15 protein-coding genes are annotated in these 14,090 nt (G+C 61.1%); 6 read left to right on the top strand and 9 right to left on the bottom strand.

Annotated features, from left to right (window positions below; genetic code table 11):
* Window positions 1-132 precede the first annotated feature (132 nt).
* Window positions 133-636, top strand: a complete 504-nt coding sequence (locus HYPGJ_RS16835) for a hypothetical protein (RefSeq protein ID WP_046848506.1) — start codon at window positions 133-135, stop codon at window positions 634-636.
* 22 nt (window positions 637-658) lie between these two features.
* On the opposite strand, the gene HYPGJ_RS16840 is transcribed toward HYPGJ_RS16835, so the two are convergent.
* Window positions 659-1,354, bottom strand: a complete 696-nt coding sequence (locus HYPGJ_RS16840; protein ID WP_046848507.1) for a histidine phosphatase family protein — start codon at window positions 1,352-1,354, stop codon at window positions 659-661.
* A gap of 230 nt (window positions 1,355-1,584) precedes the next feature.
* Between HYPGJ_RS16840 and HYPGJ_RS16845 the strand changes: the two genes are divergently transcribed.
* Window positions 1,585-1,893 carry a hypothetical protein gene (locus HYPGJ_RS16845; protein WP_046848127.1) on the top strand — a complete coding sequence of 103 codons (309 nt, stop codon included), beginning with the start codon at window positions 1,585-1,587 and terminating at the stop codon, window positions 1,891-1,893.
* A gap of 12 nt (window positions 1,894-1,905) precedes the next feature.
* On the opposite strand, the gene HYPGJ_RS16850 is transcribed toward HYPGJ_RS16845, so the two are convergent.
* From HYPGJ_RS16850 to uvrB, 3 genes are all read right to left on the bottom strand, one after another.
* Complete coding sequence (locus HYPGJ_RS16850; protein WP_046848128.1) at window positions 1,906-2,484, bottom strand: type 1 glutamine amidotransferase domain-containing protein; 579 nt, start codon at window positions 2,482-2,484, stop codon at window positions 1,906-1,908.
* Window positions 2,485-2,567: 83 nt separating this feature from the next.
* On the bottom strand, window positions 2,568-3,065 hold the full coding sequence (locus HYPGJ_RS16855; RefSeq protein ID WP_046848129.1) for a GFA family protein: 498 nt from the start codon (window positions 3,063-3,065) through the stop codon (window positions 2,568-2,570).
* A gap of 76 nt (window positions 3,066-3,141) precedes the next feature.
* On the bottom strand, window positions 3,142-6,093 hold the full coding sequence (gene uvrB, locus HYPGJ_RS16860) for an excinuclease ABC subunit UvrB (RefSeq protein WP_083984166.1): 2,952 nt from the start codon (window positions 6,091-6,093) through the stop codon (window positions 3,142-3,144).
* Window positions 6,094-6,373: 280 nt separating this feature from the next.
* Here uvrB and HYPGJ_RS16865 point away from each other — a divergent pair, with 280 nt between their 5' ends.
* Together HYPGJ_RS16865 and HYPGJ_RS16870 are read left to right on the top strand one after the other, a co-directional pair.
* On the top strand, window positions 6,374-6,610 hold the full coding sequence (locus HYPGJ_RS16865) for a PsiF family protein (protein ID WP_046848130.1): 237 nt from the start codon (window positions 6,374-6,376) through the stop codon (window positions 6,608-6,610).
* Window positions 6,611-6,726: 116 nt separating this feature from the next.
* Window positions 6,727-7,452, top strand: a complete 726-nt coding sequence (locus HYPGJ_RS16870; RefSeq protein WP_244466216.1) for an SDR family NAD(P)-dependent oxidoreductase — start codon at window positions 6,727-6,729, stop codon at window positions 7,450-7,452.
* Between the two features lie 39 nt (window positions 7,453-7,491).
* Here HYPGJ_RS16870 and HYPGJ_RS16875 read toward each other — a convergent pair whose 3' ends face one another.
* Both HYPGJ_RS16875 and HYPGJ_RS16880 read right to left on the bottom strand, forming a co-directional pair.
* The gene (locus HYPGJ_RS16875) at window positions 7,492-7,977 is read right to left on the bottom strand and encodes a hypothetical protein (protein WP_046848132.1); all 486 of its coding nucleotides are present in this window, start codon (window positions 7,975-7,977) and stop codon (window positions 7,492-7,494) included.
* A gap of 97 nt (window positions 7,978-8,074) precedes the next feature.
* Complete coding sequence (locus HYPGJ_RS16880; RefSeq protein ID WP_046848133.1) at window positions 8,075-8,524, bottom strand: hypothetical protein; 450 nt, start codon at window positions 8,522-8,524, stop codon at window positions 8,075-8,077.
* A 320-nt stretch (window positions 8,525-8,844) separates the two neighbouring features.
* Between HYPGJ_RS16880 and HYPGJ_RS16885 the strand changes: the two genes are divergently transcribed.
* A complete protein-coding gene (locus HYPGJ_RS16885; protein WP_046848134.1) occupies window positions 8,845-10,047 on the top strand; it encodes a pyridoxal phosphate-dependent aminotransferase in 1,203 nt (400 codons plus the stop codon).
* Window positions 10,048-10,143: 96 nt separating this feature from the next.
* Here HYPGJ_RS16885 and HYPGJ_RS16890 read toward each other — a convergent pair whose 3' ends face one another.
* Window positions 10,144-10,389: a hypothetical protein gene (locus tag HYPGJ_RS16890; RefSeq protein ID WP_041921654.1), complete on the bottom strand. Its 246-nt coding sequence runs from the start codon at window positions 10,387-10,389 to the stop codon at window positions 10,144-10,146.
* Window positions 10,390-10,760: 371 nt separating this feature from the next.
* On the opposite strand from HYPGJ_RS16890, the gene HYPGJ_RS16895 reads away from it, so the two are divergent.
* On the top strand, window positions 10,761-12,845 hold the full coding sequence (locus HYPGJ_RS16895) for an elongation factor G (protein ID WP_046848509.1): 2,085 nt from the start codon (window positions 10,761-10,763) through the stop codon (window positions 12,843-12,845).
* 82 nt (window positions 12,846-12,927) lie between these two features.
* On the opposite strand, the gene HYPGJ_RS16900 is transcribed toward HYPGJ_RS16895, so the two are convergent.
* A complete protein-coding gene (locus HYPGJ_RS16900) occupies window positions 12,928-13,209 on the bottom strand; it encodes a formate dehydrogenase subunit delta (protein WP_046848135.1) in 282 nt (93 codons plus the stop codon).
* A 41-nt stretch (window positions 13,210-13,250) separates the two neighbouring features.
* The gene (gene fdhD / locus HYPGJ_RS16905; RefSeq protein WP_244466218.1) at window positions 13,251-14,060 is read right to left on the bottom strand and encodes a formate dehydrogenase accessory sulfurtransferase FdhD; all 810 of its coding nucleotides are present in this window, start codon (window positions 14,058-14,060) and stop codon (window positions 13,251-13,253) included.
* Between the last annotated feature and the right edge of the window lie 30 nt (window positions 14,061-14,090).

Here is a 14,090-nt window from a genome sequence, read left to right on the forward strand (position 1 = left end):
AGTTTTCTCTCGTCGCCACTGGATCGCTGAACGCATGAAGGCTCGGCTGAGAGGCGACGGGGTTCTCGAAAGATCGGGCAAGCGCGGGGGTGCTTGAAGCCGGAGAGGCTTGACGAGGGAGTCGAAAAATCAATGCGTCAATCGTATCGCGTCGCCGTGTATGTCACGGTTGCAGCTGTTTCCAGTTTGATCGCCAGCCAGAACCAAGCCGCGCCGCCCGCCGACCCGTTGGCAGGCCTCGCAGGGCGCTGGGTCGGTATGGCGACGATGACGTCGGCGTCCGGACCGGCCTCGAACTTCAAATGCATCGTCACCTATGTCGCCCGCAAAGGCGCGCCGGGGATGCGTCAGACCTTGCGTTGCGAGGACGGCGCGACGAATTTCAAGCTTCACGCCGCAACCGACTTGACGGTCGAGGGCGAAAAACTGACTGGCGCCTGGAAGGACAAGATCAACGACATCGGCGGCACGGTCGATGGCACGATCACGCCGACAGGATTCGACGTGCAACTTTCCGGACAGTTCTTCGCGGCGCATATGGCCGTTGCAGGGCAGGGCTGCGACCAGTCCGTCAGAGTGCTGCCGCAGAACTCCGACGTCTTCGTTGAGCTGGCCGCGAACCTGAAGAAGTGCTGATCCGCGCGCCGCGCGACATCCTTTAAAACGGCTCGGTGACGCGCGTCACGGTCGGCGCGCTGCCCGAGTTCGGATCGTACCGGAAATCCAGGATGAGATTATATGCATCCTCGGGCCAGGGATCGGGGTAGCTGCCTTGTGCCGCCCCGAGCAACGCCGCGATAGCGGGCAGCTTGCCGTGATGCCAGCAGATAACGACCGTCTTCCCCTTGTATTCGGGATTTGAGAAAATCTCGTCGACGAGATCCTCGAACTCATCATTCTCGTAGTCGTGCTGAACTTTGAGGCCGAGAGCATTCGCGAGCGGAGCAACCGTTTCCCGCGGACGGTTCGAGTGTTTCGAATGCGACGTCGCGATGATGTAGTCCGGCTTTCCCAGCGTCTCCGGGATGTAGGTTGCGAGACGCTCGGCGCGAGCCATCCCGGCCTCCGACAAGTCCTCGTTATTCGGATCGTCGGTCTTATCCGCATGACGCATCAGGATGATGCGGCTCGGGCCACCGTTCGCATGCTCGAGCGGGGCAAAATTGGCGCCCGACTCCCGTGTTCGCCAACACAACGTGCAACCGCCCTTCAATGCCGGCACACCCGCAGTCAGGGCAACGACCAAACTTGCGTCGGCGATCGCAGCATCGGGAGACGCCGCACACGCGAGGAATACCGCGATCAGTGAGAAGCAGCCGAGCATGATGCGACGTGACGTCAAAAGCGTTGTCATGAACGTCTCCTCCGATGGGAACGGATAACGCGCGGAACGCCACTTCCGCCGCACAACAGCCCTTGCTGAAAATATTAATAAGACCTTAACGCTCACGCGATAAAGAAGCACTCATGCCGGCGCGATTTGCGCGGCCTTATATATCGGAACGCGCGATCCTATTTTTCCGGCACGCGCCTGGGTAGCTTTTCCAGACGCGCATGTGTTTCGATCGGGAATGCGGCAGAGCGATGAAGCGCGCGGCGCCAGATGCTGAGCTGCTGAGACAGCTCGCGGATATACCCGAGGTCGGGCTAAGCGGCTTTGCCGTGCGCGAAGGCTTGGCCGGAACGGGTGTAACGGTCCTCAAAGGACGCGACTACTTCGGCAGTTGGCGGGCAACCCAGCACGGCGAACTGGTCTGGACTTTCGCCGACTTGTCCGAAGAAGGCAGGACCGTCGCAACGGTGGACGACGCGCTCCGCTACACGCTGCTTTTGATTTTGGCGAGCGTTGCGAAATCTCACAACAGCTCGCCAAGATTTACGCGGACGGGCTGAGCGCGTTGTTGCTCAGGCAGCAAGAACGGCGCGCTCGTGCTTGCCCTCTTCGACTTCTTCGATGATCTTCGCGACGAACGCTTCGAGATCTCCGGGATTTCGGCTCGTAACGATGCCCTGATCGGCGACCACTGGTTCATCGAGCCAATTCGCGCCGGCATTGATCATGTCGGTCTTGATCGAGTCATACGACGTCGCGCGCCGGCCGCGAACGGCATTCGCTTCGATTAACAGCCACGGCGCATGGCAGATCGCAGCCACGACTTTACCTTCCGCGAGGAAGGCTTTGATCAATGCCAACGCTTCTGGATTTTTCCGCAGCGTGTCGGGATTCATTTGTCCGCCGGGAAGCACGATCGCGTCATAAAGCGACGTCGATGCGTCGGACAATTCCACGTCGACCGGCACGGGATCTCCCCAATCGTGATCTCGCCAGCCCATGATGGATTGCTTTTCCTTTCGCTCCTTTGGCGCCGCGACGTGAACCAGTTGCGCGACCGCCTTGAGCCTTTCGCGCGGCACCTCCAGCTCCGATTGTTCGAAACCATCCGTCGCGAGAATGAGAATTTTGGCGTTCTTGATTTTTGGCACAGGATGCTCCTGTCGATTTGCCGATACCGACAAGCTAACGGGGCGGCGCGCGAACCGTTCCCTATCGCGGCAGAGTGTCCGCTTCACGCGATCCAGAGCCCGCGACTTCGGTGCCAATCTTCGATGGATTGGTCGGGATAGAGATCGAAAACGGCGTCGCCCTCGTCGATGTCGGCCTGCACCCAGCTTGGCTTATAGCGAAGCATCATGTGCACCGACGACGGCGGCGCAGGCAGCTCGCTATCGATCGCGGAGGCAAAGGGATGCACCAGATCCGGCCATTCGGGCGAAAACAGCCACAGCGCCGTGCCGCAGCGCGTGCAGAAGTTCCGTTCGGCTGTCGAACGTTCGCAGCTTCCGTCATCCTGACGGATGTCGGCGCGGAAAATCTGAATGACGTTATCCGGATCGTCGAACTTCAACGTCCGTGCATCGGCGGCCAGATTGATCGCATATCCGCCGCCGCCCGCCGTCTTGCGGCAGATCGAGCAGTAGCACCGCTGATAAGGCTGCGGCGTATGACTATCGCACGAGAACTTAACGGCGCCGCAGCGGCACGAGCCGGTCAATGTCACGGGCATGACGTCCTCCGCTCTGCTTCAGGCATTGAACGCGGAGTTCGACGATTGGCTCCAAGGATCGCGGCACGATTGGGCGCTACTGCCCCGGCCGTCCTGTTTTGCGCGGACGCCCCCGGCGGCCTTTCTTCTGTGATGGATCATCGAACTCGCGTGTTCGCGTCGGCATTTGAAGGCGCGACGGCTTCTCGCCCGATTTCACCGGCAGCGATGCGTGCGGTCCCATTTCGTCGAGCGTCGGCTTGTGCGGACCGGCAATCTTCTCGCCGAACGCACCAGCCTTGGTGCGGCTATCGACACTCGGCGCGCGCGCCGGCACCGGCCGATCCGTTCCCGGCCCCATGTCGTCGAGCGACGGCTTCTTGATCCTTGATCCTGCGCCTGGCGGCCGGCTCGCGGAACGCGAGTCGCCAGGCGCCGATGAAGAAGAGTCGCCGGGCGCAATCAAAGAACTCGATTGCGCATACGTCGGCTGCACGGGCTCATATTCGGTCTTGATGCGTGAGCCGCCGTTTTCCTGCTCCCCGTCCTTCTTGCGCGACGGAGGGACGTTCGCGCTCGGGCCATACTTGCGTTCGCCCTTGAAACTTCCGGCGCGATCTTCGACATCGCTTTGCCGCGCCAGAGGATCATCCGAAATCGCAAGCTCCGTTTCGCGCAGCCGCTTGATCTCGTCACGCAGGCGCGCCGCCGTTTCGAACTCGAGATCGGCGGCGGCTTCTTTCATGCGCCGCTCCATATCGGCGACGACGGCCTGCAAATTATGTCCGAGCGATTGCACGGCGTCGCCATCGGCGAGTCCGGCATCGACGGTCACGTGATCCTGCTCGTAGACCGACTGCAGCACGTCGTGAATGTTGCGCTTGATGCTCTCCGGTGTGATGCCGTTGGCTTCGTTCCACGCCATCTGCTTCTCGCGACGACGGTTCGTCTCCGCGATGGCGCGGTCCATAGAGCCGGTCATTTGATCCGCATACAGAATGACTTTGCCGTCGACGTTGCGCGCCGCGCGTCCGATGGTCTGCACCAGCGACGTTTCTGAGCGCAGAAAACCTTCCTTGTCGGCATCGAGGATGGCGACGAGCGCGCATTCCGGAATGTCGAGACCTTCGCGCAGCAGGTTGATGCCGATCAGCACGTCGAAGGCGCCGAGCCGCAGATCGCGGATGATTTCGATGCGTTCGAGCGTCTCGATATCGGAGTGCATGTAGCGGACGCGTATACCGCTTTCGTGCATGTATTCCGTAAGGTCTTCCGCCATGCGCTTGGTCAGCACCGTGACGAGCGTGCGGAAGCCTTTGCGCGCGACCTGCCGCACTTCGTCGAGCAGATCGTCAACCTGCGTTTTCGCGGATCGAATTTCGACGACCGGATCGATAAGGCCCGTCGGGCGGATGACCTGCTCCGCGAACGCGCCGCCGGTCTGCTCCATTTCCCAGCTCGCTGGCGTCGCCGAGACGAACACCGACTGCGGACGCATCGCGTCCCACTCTTCAAAGCGAAGCGGGCGATTGTCCATGCACGAGGGCAAGCGGAAACCGTATTCCGCAAGCGTCGCCTTGCGCCGGAAGTCGCCGCGGAACATGCCGCCGATCTGCGGAACGGTGACGTGGCTCTCGTCGGCGAAAACAAGCGCGTTGTCGGGCAGATATTCAAACAGCGTCGGCGGCGGATCGCCCGGGTTGCGTCCCGTGAGATAGCGCGAATAGTTCTCGATGCCGGCGCACGAACCTGTCGCCTCCATCATTTCCATGTCGAATGTGGTGCGCTGTTCGAGGCGCTGCGCTTCGAGCAGCTTGCCTGCGTCGTACAACTCGTCGAGCCGCTGCTTGAGTTCGATCTTGATCGATTTAATCGCCTGCTGCAGCGTCGGCTTCGGCGTGACGTAGTGCGAGTTCGCGTAGAGCTTGACCAGCGCCAGCTCGTCCGTTTTCGCGCCGGTCAGCGGATCGAACTCGACGATGCTTTCGACTTCATCGCCGAACAGCGAGAAGCGCCACGCGCGATCTTCCAAGTGAGCCGGAAAGACTTCGACCGTATCGCCGCGCGCGCGGAATGAGCCGCGCACGAAGTTCTGATCGTTGCGCCGGTAATGCAGCGCGACGAGATCGGCCAGTAATTGGTCGCGCGAGATCTGCTCGCCGGCGCGCACGGTGAACGTCATCGCCGTATAGGTTTCGACCGATCCGATACCGTAGATGCACGATACCGACGCGACGATGATGACGTCGTCTCGCTCGAGCAGAGCGCGCGTCGCGGCGTGACGCATGCGGTCGATCTGTTCGTTGATCGACGCTTCCTTCTCGATGTACGTGTCGGTGCGCGGGACGTAGGCTTCCGGCTGATAGTAGTCGTAATAGGAAACGAAATACTCGACGGCGTTGTCCGGAAAGAAACTCTTGAACTCGCCATAGAGCTGAGCCGCGAGCGTCTTGTTCGGCGCCAGGATCAGCGCCGGACGCTGTGTCGCCTGAATGACGTGCGCCATCGTGAACGTCTTGCCAGAGCCGGTGACGCCGAGCAGCACCTGATTGTGCTCGTGCTTCGCGACGCCATCGACGAGTTCGGAGATCGCTTGCGGCTGGTCGCCTCTCGGCTCGTAGTCGGATTCGATTTTGAACCGGATGCCGCCTTCGCTTTTTTCCGGACGCTCCGGACGATGCGGCATGAACATCGGCATGCCGCCGGAGACGATCGGATGCGACGCCATCAAGGGTTGGCGCGACAGAATTTCTTTCGCGCGTTCGGAGCGTTCGTCCGGCCGTGTCAGCAGCGCGGTCAGACTGTCGGTCAGGCTTTCCCCGCCCATCGGCGGACGCGGCCCCGATGCGCGTAACGCAGGCAAGCTCGGAAGTCCGCTGCTCGTCGTCTTTCCGGAGAAATCGGCAGGCGCGAAATAGGCGTTCGTTTCGGCAAAGCCCGGCGTCCCGGCCGACGTTTCGGCGGGAGGCTGGATCGGCTTACCCGACTTGCCGCGCGAGGACCGCGGTCGGGACGATTTGCCGGAGGGTGTTTTCGGTGAAGATGCCACGCTGCAAATATAGAGACGAGAAGCCGGAGCATAAATGCTGTTTCGGGGCCACAGTGTCACGCCGGGACGCGCATTAACGACGGCGGCGTAGACCTGAGCGTGCCTGAGCTATCGGCAAAAGCTCCTTACGGAAGAGTAAGTTCGTCGCCGCTCGGCGGAGTGATAGCCAATCGTTCGCCGATTCCGAAATTCGATGCACTCGATGCGGATCGGTCCAGCGGGGCCGGGGCAACCAAGTTGGCTAACAGACGTTGAACTACTGATAAACGGAGCACACACGATGACTTCTATGAAATTGGTTGCGGCAGCGGCGGCCGCCATGATGGCAATCGGCAGCGGCGTGGCCTTGGCGAAGGACGCGAAGAAGCCCGCCACCCCGGTCGTCCATTCGCCGGAATCGATCCAGTGCTCGAAGGATGCGGATGCGAAGGGCCTGCACGGCAAGGACCGCAAGAAATTCCGCGCCGAGTGCAAAAAGAATCTCGCGAAGCAGAACAAAGACGCCAAGAAATCCTGATCTGCTGAGCAAGCGAAATTTGGAAACCCCGCCGCTCTCGGCGGGGTTTTTTATTTTCCGTGCGTCCCGTCTTGGCGGTACGTTGGCCGAGGAATATCTCACCGGGAGATGCGCTCGTGCCTGGCCCTCAAATGAACAAGACTGCTCTTGTGACAGGCGCCAACCGCGGCATCGGCTTTGCGATCGCGCGCCAGCTTGCCGAGCTCGGGATCACCGTTCTTGCCGGAGTTCGCAACGGCGCCAGCGCCGCCTCGGCCACAGCCGCGTTTGGCAAAATCGCCGTCGATGTCCAACCTGTGATTTTGGACGTCGCGAACGTTGCGGCGTTGCCGTCCGCGTTGAAGGACATCGAGCAACGCCACGCTCCGATCGACATCCTCGTCAACAACGCAGCAATTCTGATCGACGGGCCGGGTGGCTTCGACGCCAGTCTGTTCGACATGACCGACGAAACCTTCCGCCTGACGTGGGAAACGAACGTGCTCGCCCCGGCGGCAATCATCCGAACGCTTCTGCCAGGCATGATCGCGCGGGAATATGGACGGGTGGTCAACGTATCGTCGCTCGCGGGTCAGCTTGCCGGCATGGGTTCCGGCTTTCCAGCCTATCGCATCTCGAAAACGGCATTGAATGCGTTGACGCGCATCGCGGCTGCCGAAGCCGGTCGCGGCGACGTCAAGGTCAATGCTTGTTCGCCGGGTTGGGTCAGAACGGGGATGGGTGGACCGGAAGCCTCGCGCTTGCCTGACAAAGGCGCCGAGACGCCGGTTTGGCTCGCAACGCTGCCATCGGACGGGCCGACGGGCGGGTTCTTCGAAGACAAAAAAGCCGTTCCGTGGTGAGCGGAACGGCGATTGGTCTGACTACAGCAGGCTTCGCGACTACAGCGTCCGGCCGCCGCGGCTGCCGATGATCGTCGCGCTCGCGCCGTCGATTTCCATAACGAAGCGGATCGGCCGCTCATTCGGGTTCTTCACGTCGCGAGCGGTTACCAGGACGAAGCGCTCCGGTCCGGAGGACGTGTCGATTTCCGTGATCTGCGGCGAGAAGTCGGACACCGAAGCCACCGCGAACGTGCGGTTATGGCCGCCGAGCGTCAGCGAGATCTTGTCGCCGACCGCGACTGCCTTGGTGATCGGCGTGCTGTCATCGCGGCGCATGGCGGTCAGCCAGTAATCTTCCGATCCGGAAATGGGTGTTATCGAAGCGACGTCCTTGGCGGGTGAGGCGGCTTGCGTGAGTGCGGTCGCGAAGCTTTTTCGCAGAACCGTCTCGCTGCTGGCGAAGAAGGACGTCGCGGCGACGACGGCCACGGTCGCGCCAACGGTGAGGCCAAGCCAGAACGGCCGGATCGGTTGCCTCGTCATGCTCCGCACCTCCAAGAGTCGCGACGGATATAATGCCGCTTTTCGACTGACGGAAACCTACAAACGCGCCAAAACCTACAAACGCGAATGCGGCAATTCAATAGCCTTGCCCGCCGCGCGTTGCGGATAACGCCGCTCGACGCGCCTTTGGCCGGACGTAAACGCGCCGCAAGTGCCTGATAATGCTGAGGTTCAACGCCGTTAAAAGCGACAGCGACAGCCCCAGCAGCACCCAGGCTGTAGTACTGCTGGTTCTGCGAAATACGGCATCAGGATTGTGCGGCGAACTCGTCGTCGCGATCTCGATGATCGGCGCCGGACGATCCTCCGCAATAGCTTTCATAGTGTGCGACGTCATCGGGCGCTCGATCCCGCCGGCAGCAACCGCAAATGGGTAAGCCTTGACCGGCGCGCTCGTTCCGACGGAGGTCAGCATGACAAAAAGCAAGGCCGTGCCGGCCGCATCCAGAAACGGGCGGCGGAGGCGATGGCGGCGCCTGGAGGCGCGTGCTTGCGAATGTCGCTTCTTGATCCCGCTGGCAGCCATTGTCCCAAATCCCTCCGCACGAAACCGATTTCGTAATGACGAGCCGTTAAGGCTGAGTTGACCGGTGGTTCTTGGCGGTCATGGGCCCGCAATGTGGCGCTGGCTGGCCGATTTGGTGCTGGTTGATTTCTGGCCGTTTGAGTTGCCGGCAGGCATCACTGGCCCAATAGATGATGTCGTGTGCTGGTCCTGCGGCGGCGGCGCAGCCGTATTGTCAAAACGTCGGCTTGCGGTCGCGAATCATTGGAATTAGGGTCCGCGCCGTTCGTTTCGCAGCCGCGAGATGAACGTCTGCACCTCCTCCGAATGACAGGCGCATCATGGGCTTCATTGCCGACAGTTTGAATCGCATCCAGCCGTCCGCCACTATCGCCGTTTCGACCAAAGCTCGTCAGCTTGCGGCGCAAGGCCGGGACATCATCTCGTTGTCGGCAGGGGAGCCGGATTTCGATACGCCTGACAACATCAAGGAAGCCGCGAAACGCGCGCTCGACGCGGGCAAAACCAAATACACCGACGTCGACGGCATTCCGGAACTGAAGGCCGCGATCGTCGCGAAGTTCAAGCGCGACAACAACCTCGATTACAAGCCGAGCCAAGTCTCCGTCGGAACCGGCGGCAAGCAGGTGCTCTACAACGCGCTTCTCGCGACGCTCAATCCGGGCGACGAAGTCGTCATTCCCGCGCCGTGCTGGGTCTCGTATGCGGACATCGTTCTGCTCGGCGGCGGCACGCCCGTTTTCGCACCGACGACGCTGGAAGACGGCTACCGGCTGAAGCCCGAAGCGCTCGAAAAGGCGATCACGCCGAAGACGAAGTGGTTCATCTTCAATTCGCCGTCGAACCCGACGGGCACGGCCTATTCGCACGACGACATCAAAGCCCTGACCGACGTTCTGCTCCGGCACGAGCAGGTCTGGGTTCTGACTGACGATATGTACGAGCATTTGCTCTACGACGGCCTGAAGTTTGCGACGCCCGCAGCGGTTGAGCCGCGCCTCTATGGGCGCACGCTGACGATGAACGGTCTTTCTAAGGCCTACTGCATGACGGGCTGGCGGCTCGGCTATGCGGCGGGTCCGGAACAGCTCATCAACGCGATGCGCAAACTGCAGTCGCAGTCGACGTCCAATCCGTCGTCAATCACTCAGTGGGCCGGTGTCGAAGCCTTGAACGGGCCGCAGGACTTCATCGCGCACAACAACAAGATATTCGTCGAGCGCCGCGATCTCGTCGTCAGCATGCTCAACCAGGCGAAGGGCATCAAATGCCCCAACCCGCAGGGCGCATTCTACGTCTATCCGAGCATCAAGGCTCTGATCGGCAAGACGAGCAAGAGCGGCGTCAAGATTGCCGATGACGAAGCGTTCGTGACGGCGCTTCTGGAGGAAGAGGGCGTCGCGGTCGTCCACGGCGCGGCGTTCGAAGGCTCACCGTCCTTCCGCGTGTCTTACGCGACCTCGACTGAAGCGTTGAAAGATGCCTGCACGAGAATCCAGCGCTTCTGCGGAAATCTCACCTGAAACGCGGCCTTGTGCTCGATCGGTTAGACAACCAGTGAATCAAAAAGCGCGCAAAAGCATTTGCGCGCTTCACACGTTCGCAACTGAGAGTTTCGCTTAGGCCGTCGCGCCGTTACCCGCGAAGCGACCGGTAAACCAGTCCCAGGCGTGCGCGATGTGTCCGGTCAGGGGACGACCGTCGATGTCCGGAACGACCGGACGCCAGATCGCGATTGCAGTCGTGGGCTGCGACTTGAACTCGAATACCGTCGGCTCGGCACCGAAGGCATCGGGAAGTTCATCCTCGACCGCCATAACATACCCGGCAGCGTTTGCTGCGGACATCAGTGTCTCGATACTCATAACCCAGCCTCGCATTCCTGAGCCAAATCCCTCTGGCCCTTCCGAATTGTGCGCTCGTACCCCTTAAAACGCGCCAAACGCGGATGAGTTCATGATGAGCCAAGTTTAAAGTTATTCAAGCGATATTTGCAATTTGAGCCTCCGCTTAGCCCTTTGAGCGGAAAGTAGTTTCGGCGGCGCAAAAAACAAATCAGCGGCTCTCTCGTACTACTGCATCGCAATATGAAAGTTTCACGAAACTGTGCGGCTGAGCCCCGTTAAGACGGTTGTGCGACGCCGCCTTTCGAGCGAGCATGATCTCCGCCGTATCCTTCCGAGGTGCGGGGTGCGGCCAAAGCGTTGGTCTGCGCCTCGCAATGTCGGAGGCAATCATGACGAGTTCAGATGGCCCGAAGGGCAGAAGTGGCGCTCAGGGAGGCAGGGGTGGGGTCCGAGGCGCACGTTGCGTCGCGTTGATCGGACCCTTCGCAAGCGGCAAGACCACTCTTCTCGAAGCAATTCTCGCACGTACCGGCGGCATCTCGCGAGCCGGCTCCATCGCCGCCAAATCAACGGTCGGCGACAACACCCCCGAAGCCCGTGAACACGCGATGAGCGTCGGCGTTAACGTCGCGGACGTATCGTTCCTCGAAGACAAATTTACCTTCATCGACTGCCCAGGATCGGTTGAATTCGCCCACGAAGGCGCCCTCGCGCTGCCCGCCTGCGATATGGCGGTCGTGGTGAGCGAAGCCGATCCGAAACGCGTCGCGGCGCTACAGGTGATCCTGAAGCAGCTGGAAGACGCCAAAATTCCGCATCTCATTTTCCTGAACAAGATCGATGCGTCGCAAACACCGCTGCGCGACATCATTCCGGGGTTGCAGCCCGCGAGTTCAAAACCGCTCGTCCTTCGCCAGATTCCGATCTGGGAAAACGGCATCGCGACCGGCTTCGTCGATCTGGCGTCCGAGCGCGCCTACGTCTATCGCGAGCACGCCGAGAGCAAGATCATCGAACTGCCGTCGGCTGTGGCGGCGCGCGAGAAGGAAGCCCGCTTCGAGATGCTCGAGAAACTCGCCGACTACGACGACGAGCTGATGGAGCAGCTGCTTGCTGACATTCCCCCGCCCAACGACCGCGTGTTTGACGATCTGGCGAAGGAATTCAAGGACGGCATGATCTGCCCGGTGCTGCTGGGTTCGGCGCAGGAAGGGCATGGCATCATGCGCCTGATGAAGGCGCTCCGGCACGAATGCCCGTTCGTCGAAGACACCGCACGGAGGCACAAGCTCGAAAACGTCAAGTCGGCGGCCTACGTCTTCAAAAGCCTACATACCAAGTCGGGCGGCAAGCTGTCGTTTGCCCGCGTTCTCGCCGGAGACATTCCGGATAACGCCACGGTGACAGGCGGCGATGGCCAGGAAGTTCGCGTCGCCGGCATATTCACGATCCGCGGCGAAGAAACGGTGAAGTGCAGCGGCGCCAAGGCTGGCGATACCGTCGCGCTGGGACGCCTCGACGCCATTCATTCCGGCGAGACGATCGGTGTCGGCAAATCGGCGGTGACGCAAATCCCGGTTCCGAAACCGGCGCAAGCCGTCCTCGCCATTGGCCTCGGTCTCAAGGATCGCAAGGATGAAGTTAAGCTGTCCTCCGCTGCCGCTAAGCTCGTCGACGAGGACCCCTCACTGACGCTCGAGCACAACGCCGACATGCATCAGATCCTGCTGCATGGGCAGGGCGAGATGCACCTGCGCGTCGCGCTGGAACGACTGCTGCGCAAGTACGGCATCGAAGTCGTGCGCGAAAAGCGGCGCGTCGGCTACAAGGAGACCATACGCTCGGCAACCGAAATTCGCGGCCGGCACAAAAAGCAATCCGGCGGTCATGGGCAGTTCGGCGACGTCAAGCTCGACATCAAGCCGCTGCCGCGCTCAGCCGGCGTCACGTTCTCGGAAACGATCACCGGCGGCGCAATTCCGCGCAACTTCATTCCGTCGGTCGAGATCGGCGTGCGCGATTATTTGACGGAAGGCCCGCTCGGCTTCCCCGTCGTCGACGTCGCCGTGACGCTGACCGATGGCTCGTACCATACGGTCGACTCGTCCGACATGGCGTTCCGGCAGGCCGGTCGCCTCGCGATGTCGGAAGGCATGCCGAAGTGCAATCCCGTTTTGCTCGAGCCTGTCATGGCGGTGTCGATTGCGGTGCCTTCTGAAGCGAACGCACGCATCAACGGCATCATCTCGCAACGGCGCGGGCAGATCCTTGGGTTCGACGCGCGTTCGGGATGGCCGGGTTGGGACGTGATCGAAGCGCATATTCCGGAAGCGGAGATGGATAATTTGATTATCGATCTACGATCCGCAACCGCTGGCGTCGGCTCGTTCACGTTCGGCTTCGATCACCTGGCGGAAGTGTCGGGCAGATTGAAAGACCAGGTGCTGAGCGCCAACCGTGCAGCAGCGGAATAGCGCCGGGAGGAAGCCGGAAGGAAAACGCGAGACCAGATGCGGAAAGGGTGGCATTCGCCACCCTTTTTTGTGAAGTCCGAACTTACGATGCCGGCGTGCCGGCTTTGGGCTTGGCCTGCGGAGTGGATGGAGCAGGCTTTGGGGGAGATTTCGGACCGTTGAAATAATCCTTCATCGTCTCGATGAAGAGCGGCGACAGTCCTTCAGCGCCATCGTCGATGATCGTCTTCATCTGGTCGCGCATGCGCGGATCCCAAAACGTATGGATGTGCCGCGCGATGCTCTCCGTTGCTTCGGTTTTCGGATAGGGGGACCAGAAATCCGTGATCTGGTTGGCCATCTGAATCAGAACTTCTTTATCCATCTTCCCTACCGAATTGAATTTGCGACCAGCACTGCGCTGCGTCAGGAGTTAAAGACAACAGGCTTCCCCTTGGCGAGCGCCGCCAGGAAAAGATTCGATTTGCGCGCAAGCTCGAGCGCCAGCGATGTCGGGGCGGAAACGGTCACGAGCGCGCCGATGCCCGCCGTTACGGTTTTCTGCACGAGTTCGAAGCTGCATCGGCTCGTCATCAAGACGAAGCCGTCGCGCACGTCGAGATCATTGCGCACCAGCGCTCCGATCAGCTTATCGAGCGCGTTGTGGCGTCCGACATCCTCACGCACGAGCCGGATTTCTCCGTCGCGCGAAACCCACGCCGCGCCATGCACCGAACGATTGTGCTGGTTCATCGGCTGATGCTGGAAGAGGTTCGCTGCCGCCCGCTCGATGGCGTCGGACGAAGGCGCCCAGGTCCGATCGAGAAAAGGCAACGGCCGAACGGCCGACGCGATATCTTCGATGCCGCATAGTCCGCAGCCGGTTCGGCCTTCAATCGAACGGCGCGCGAGACGCGACACTTCAAGAGCCGTTTCGGGAACCGCCACGTCGATGGTGATGCCTTCGTCGCCCGGCATCTCGAGCGCGCCGCGAATTTCTTTCGGGTCCTTGAGAATACCTTCGCCGATCAGAAATCCGAACGCGAAGTCGCGTAGATCCGAAGGCGTCGCCATCATGACGGTGTAGGGCTCGGAATTGATCTGCAAGGCGACCGGCGTCTCTTGCGGCAGTTGCCAAGTGACCGGCTGCGCCGCCCCGGCGACGACGGTCTCGCCCAAGGCGGGGTACGAGCAAAGAGACTCGTTCCCGCCCTGTCGAGAAATCACGTTCGCCATGACGCCCATTGCAGATGATTTCGAGGCAGA

It is taken from the genome of Hyphomicrobium sp. GJ21 (genome assembly GCF_001006785.1).
In the GTDB taxonomy this organism is placed as follows: domain Bacteria; phylum Pseudomonadota; class Alphaproteobacteria; order Rhizobiales; family Hyphomicrobiaceae; genus Hyphomicrobium_B.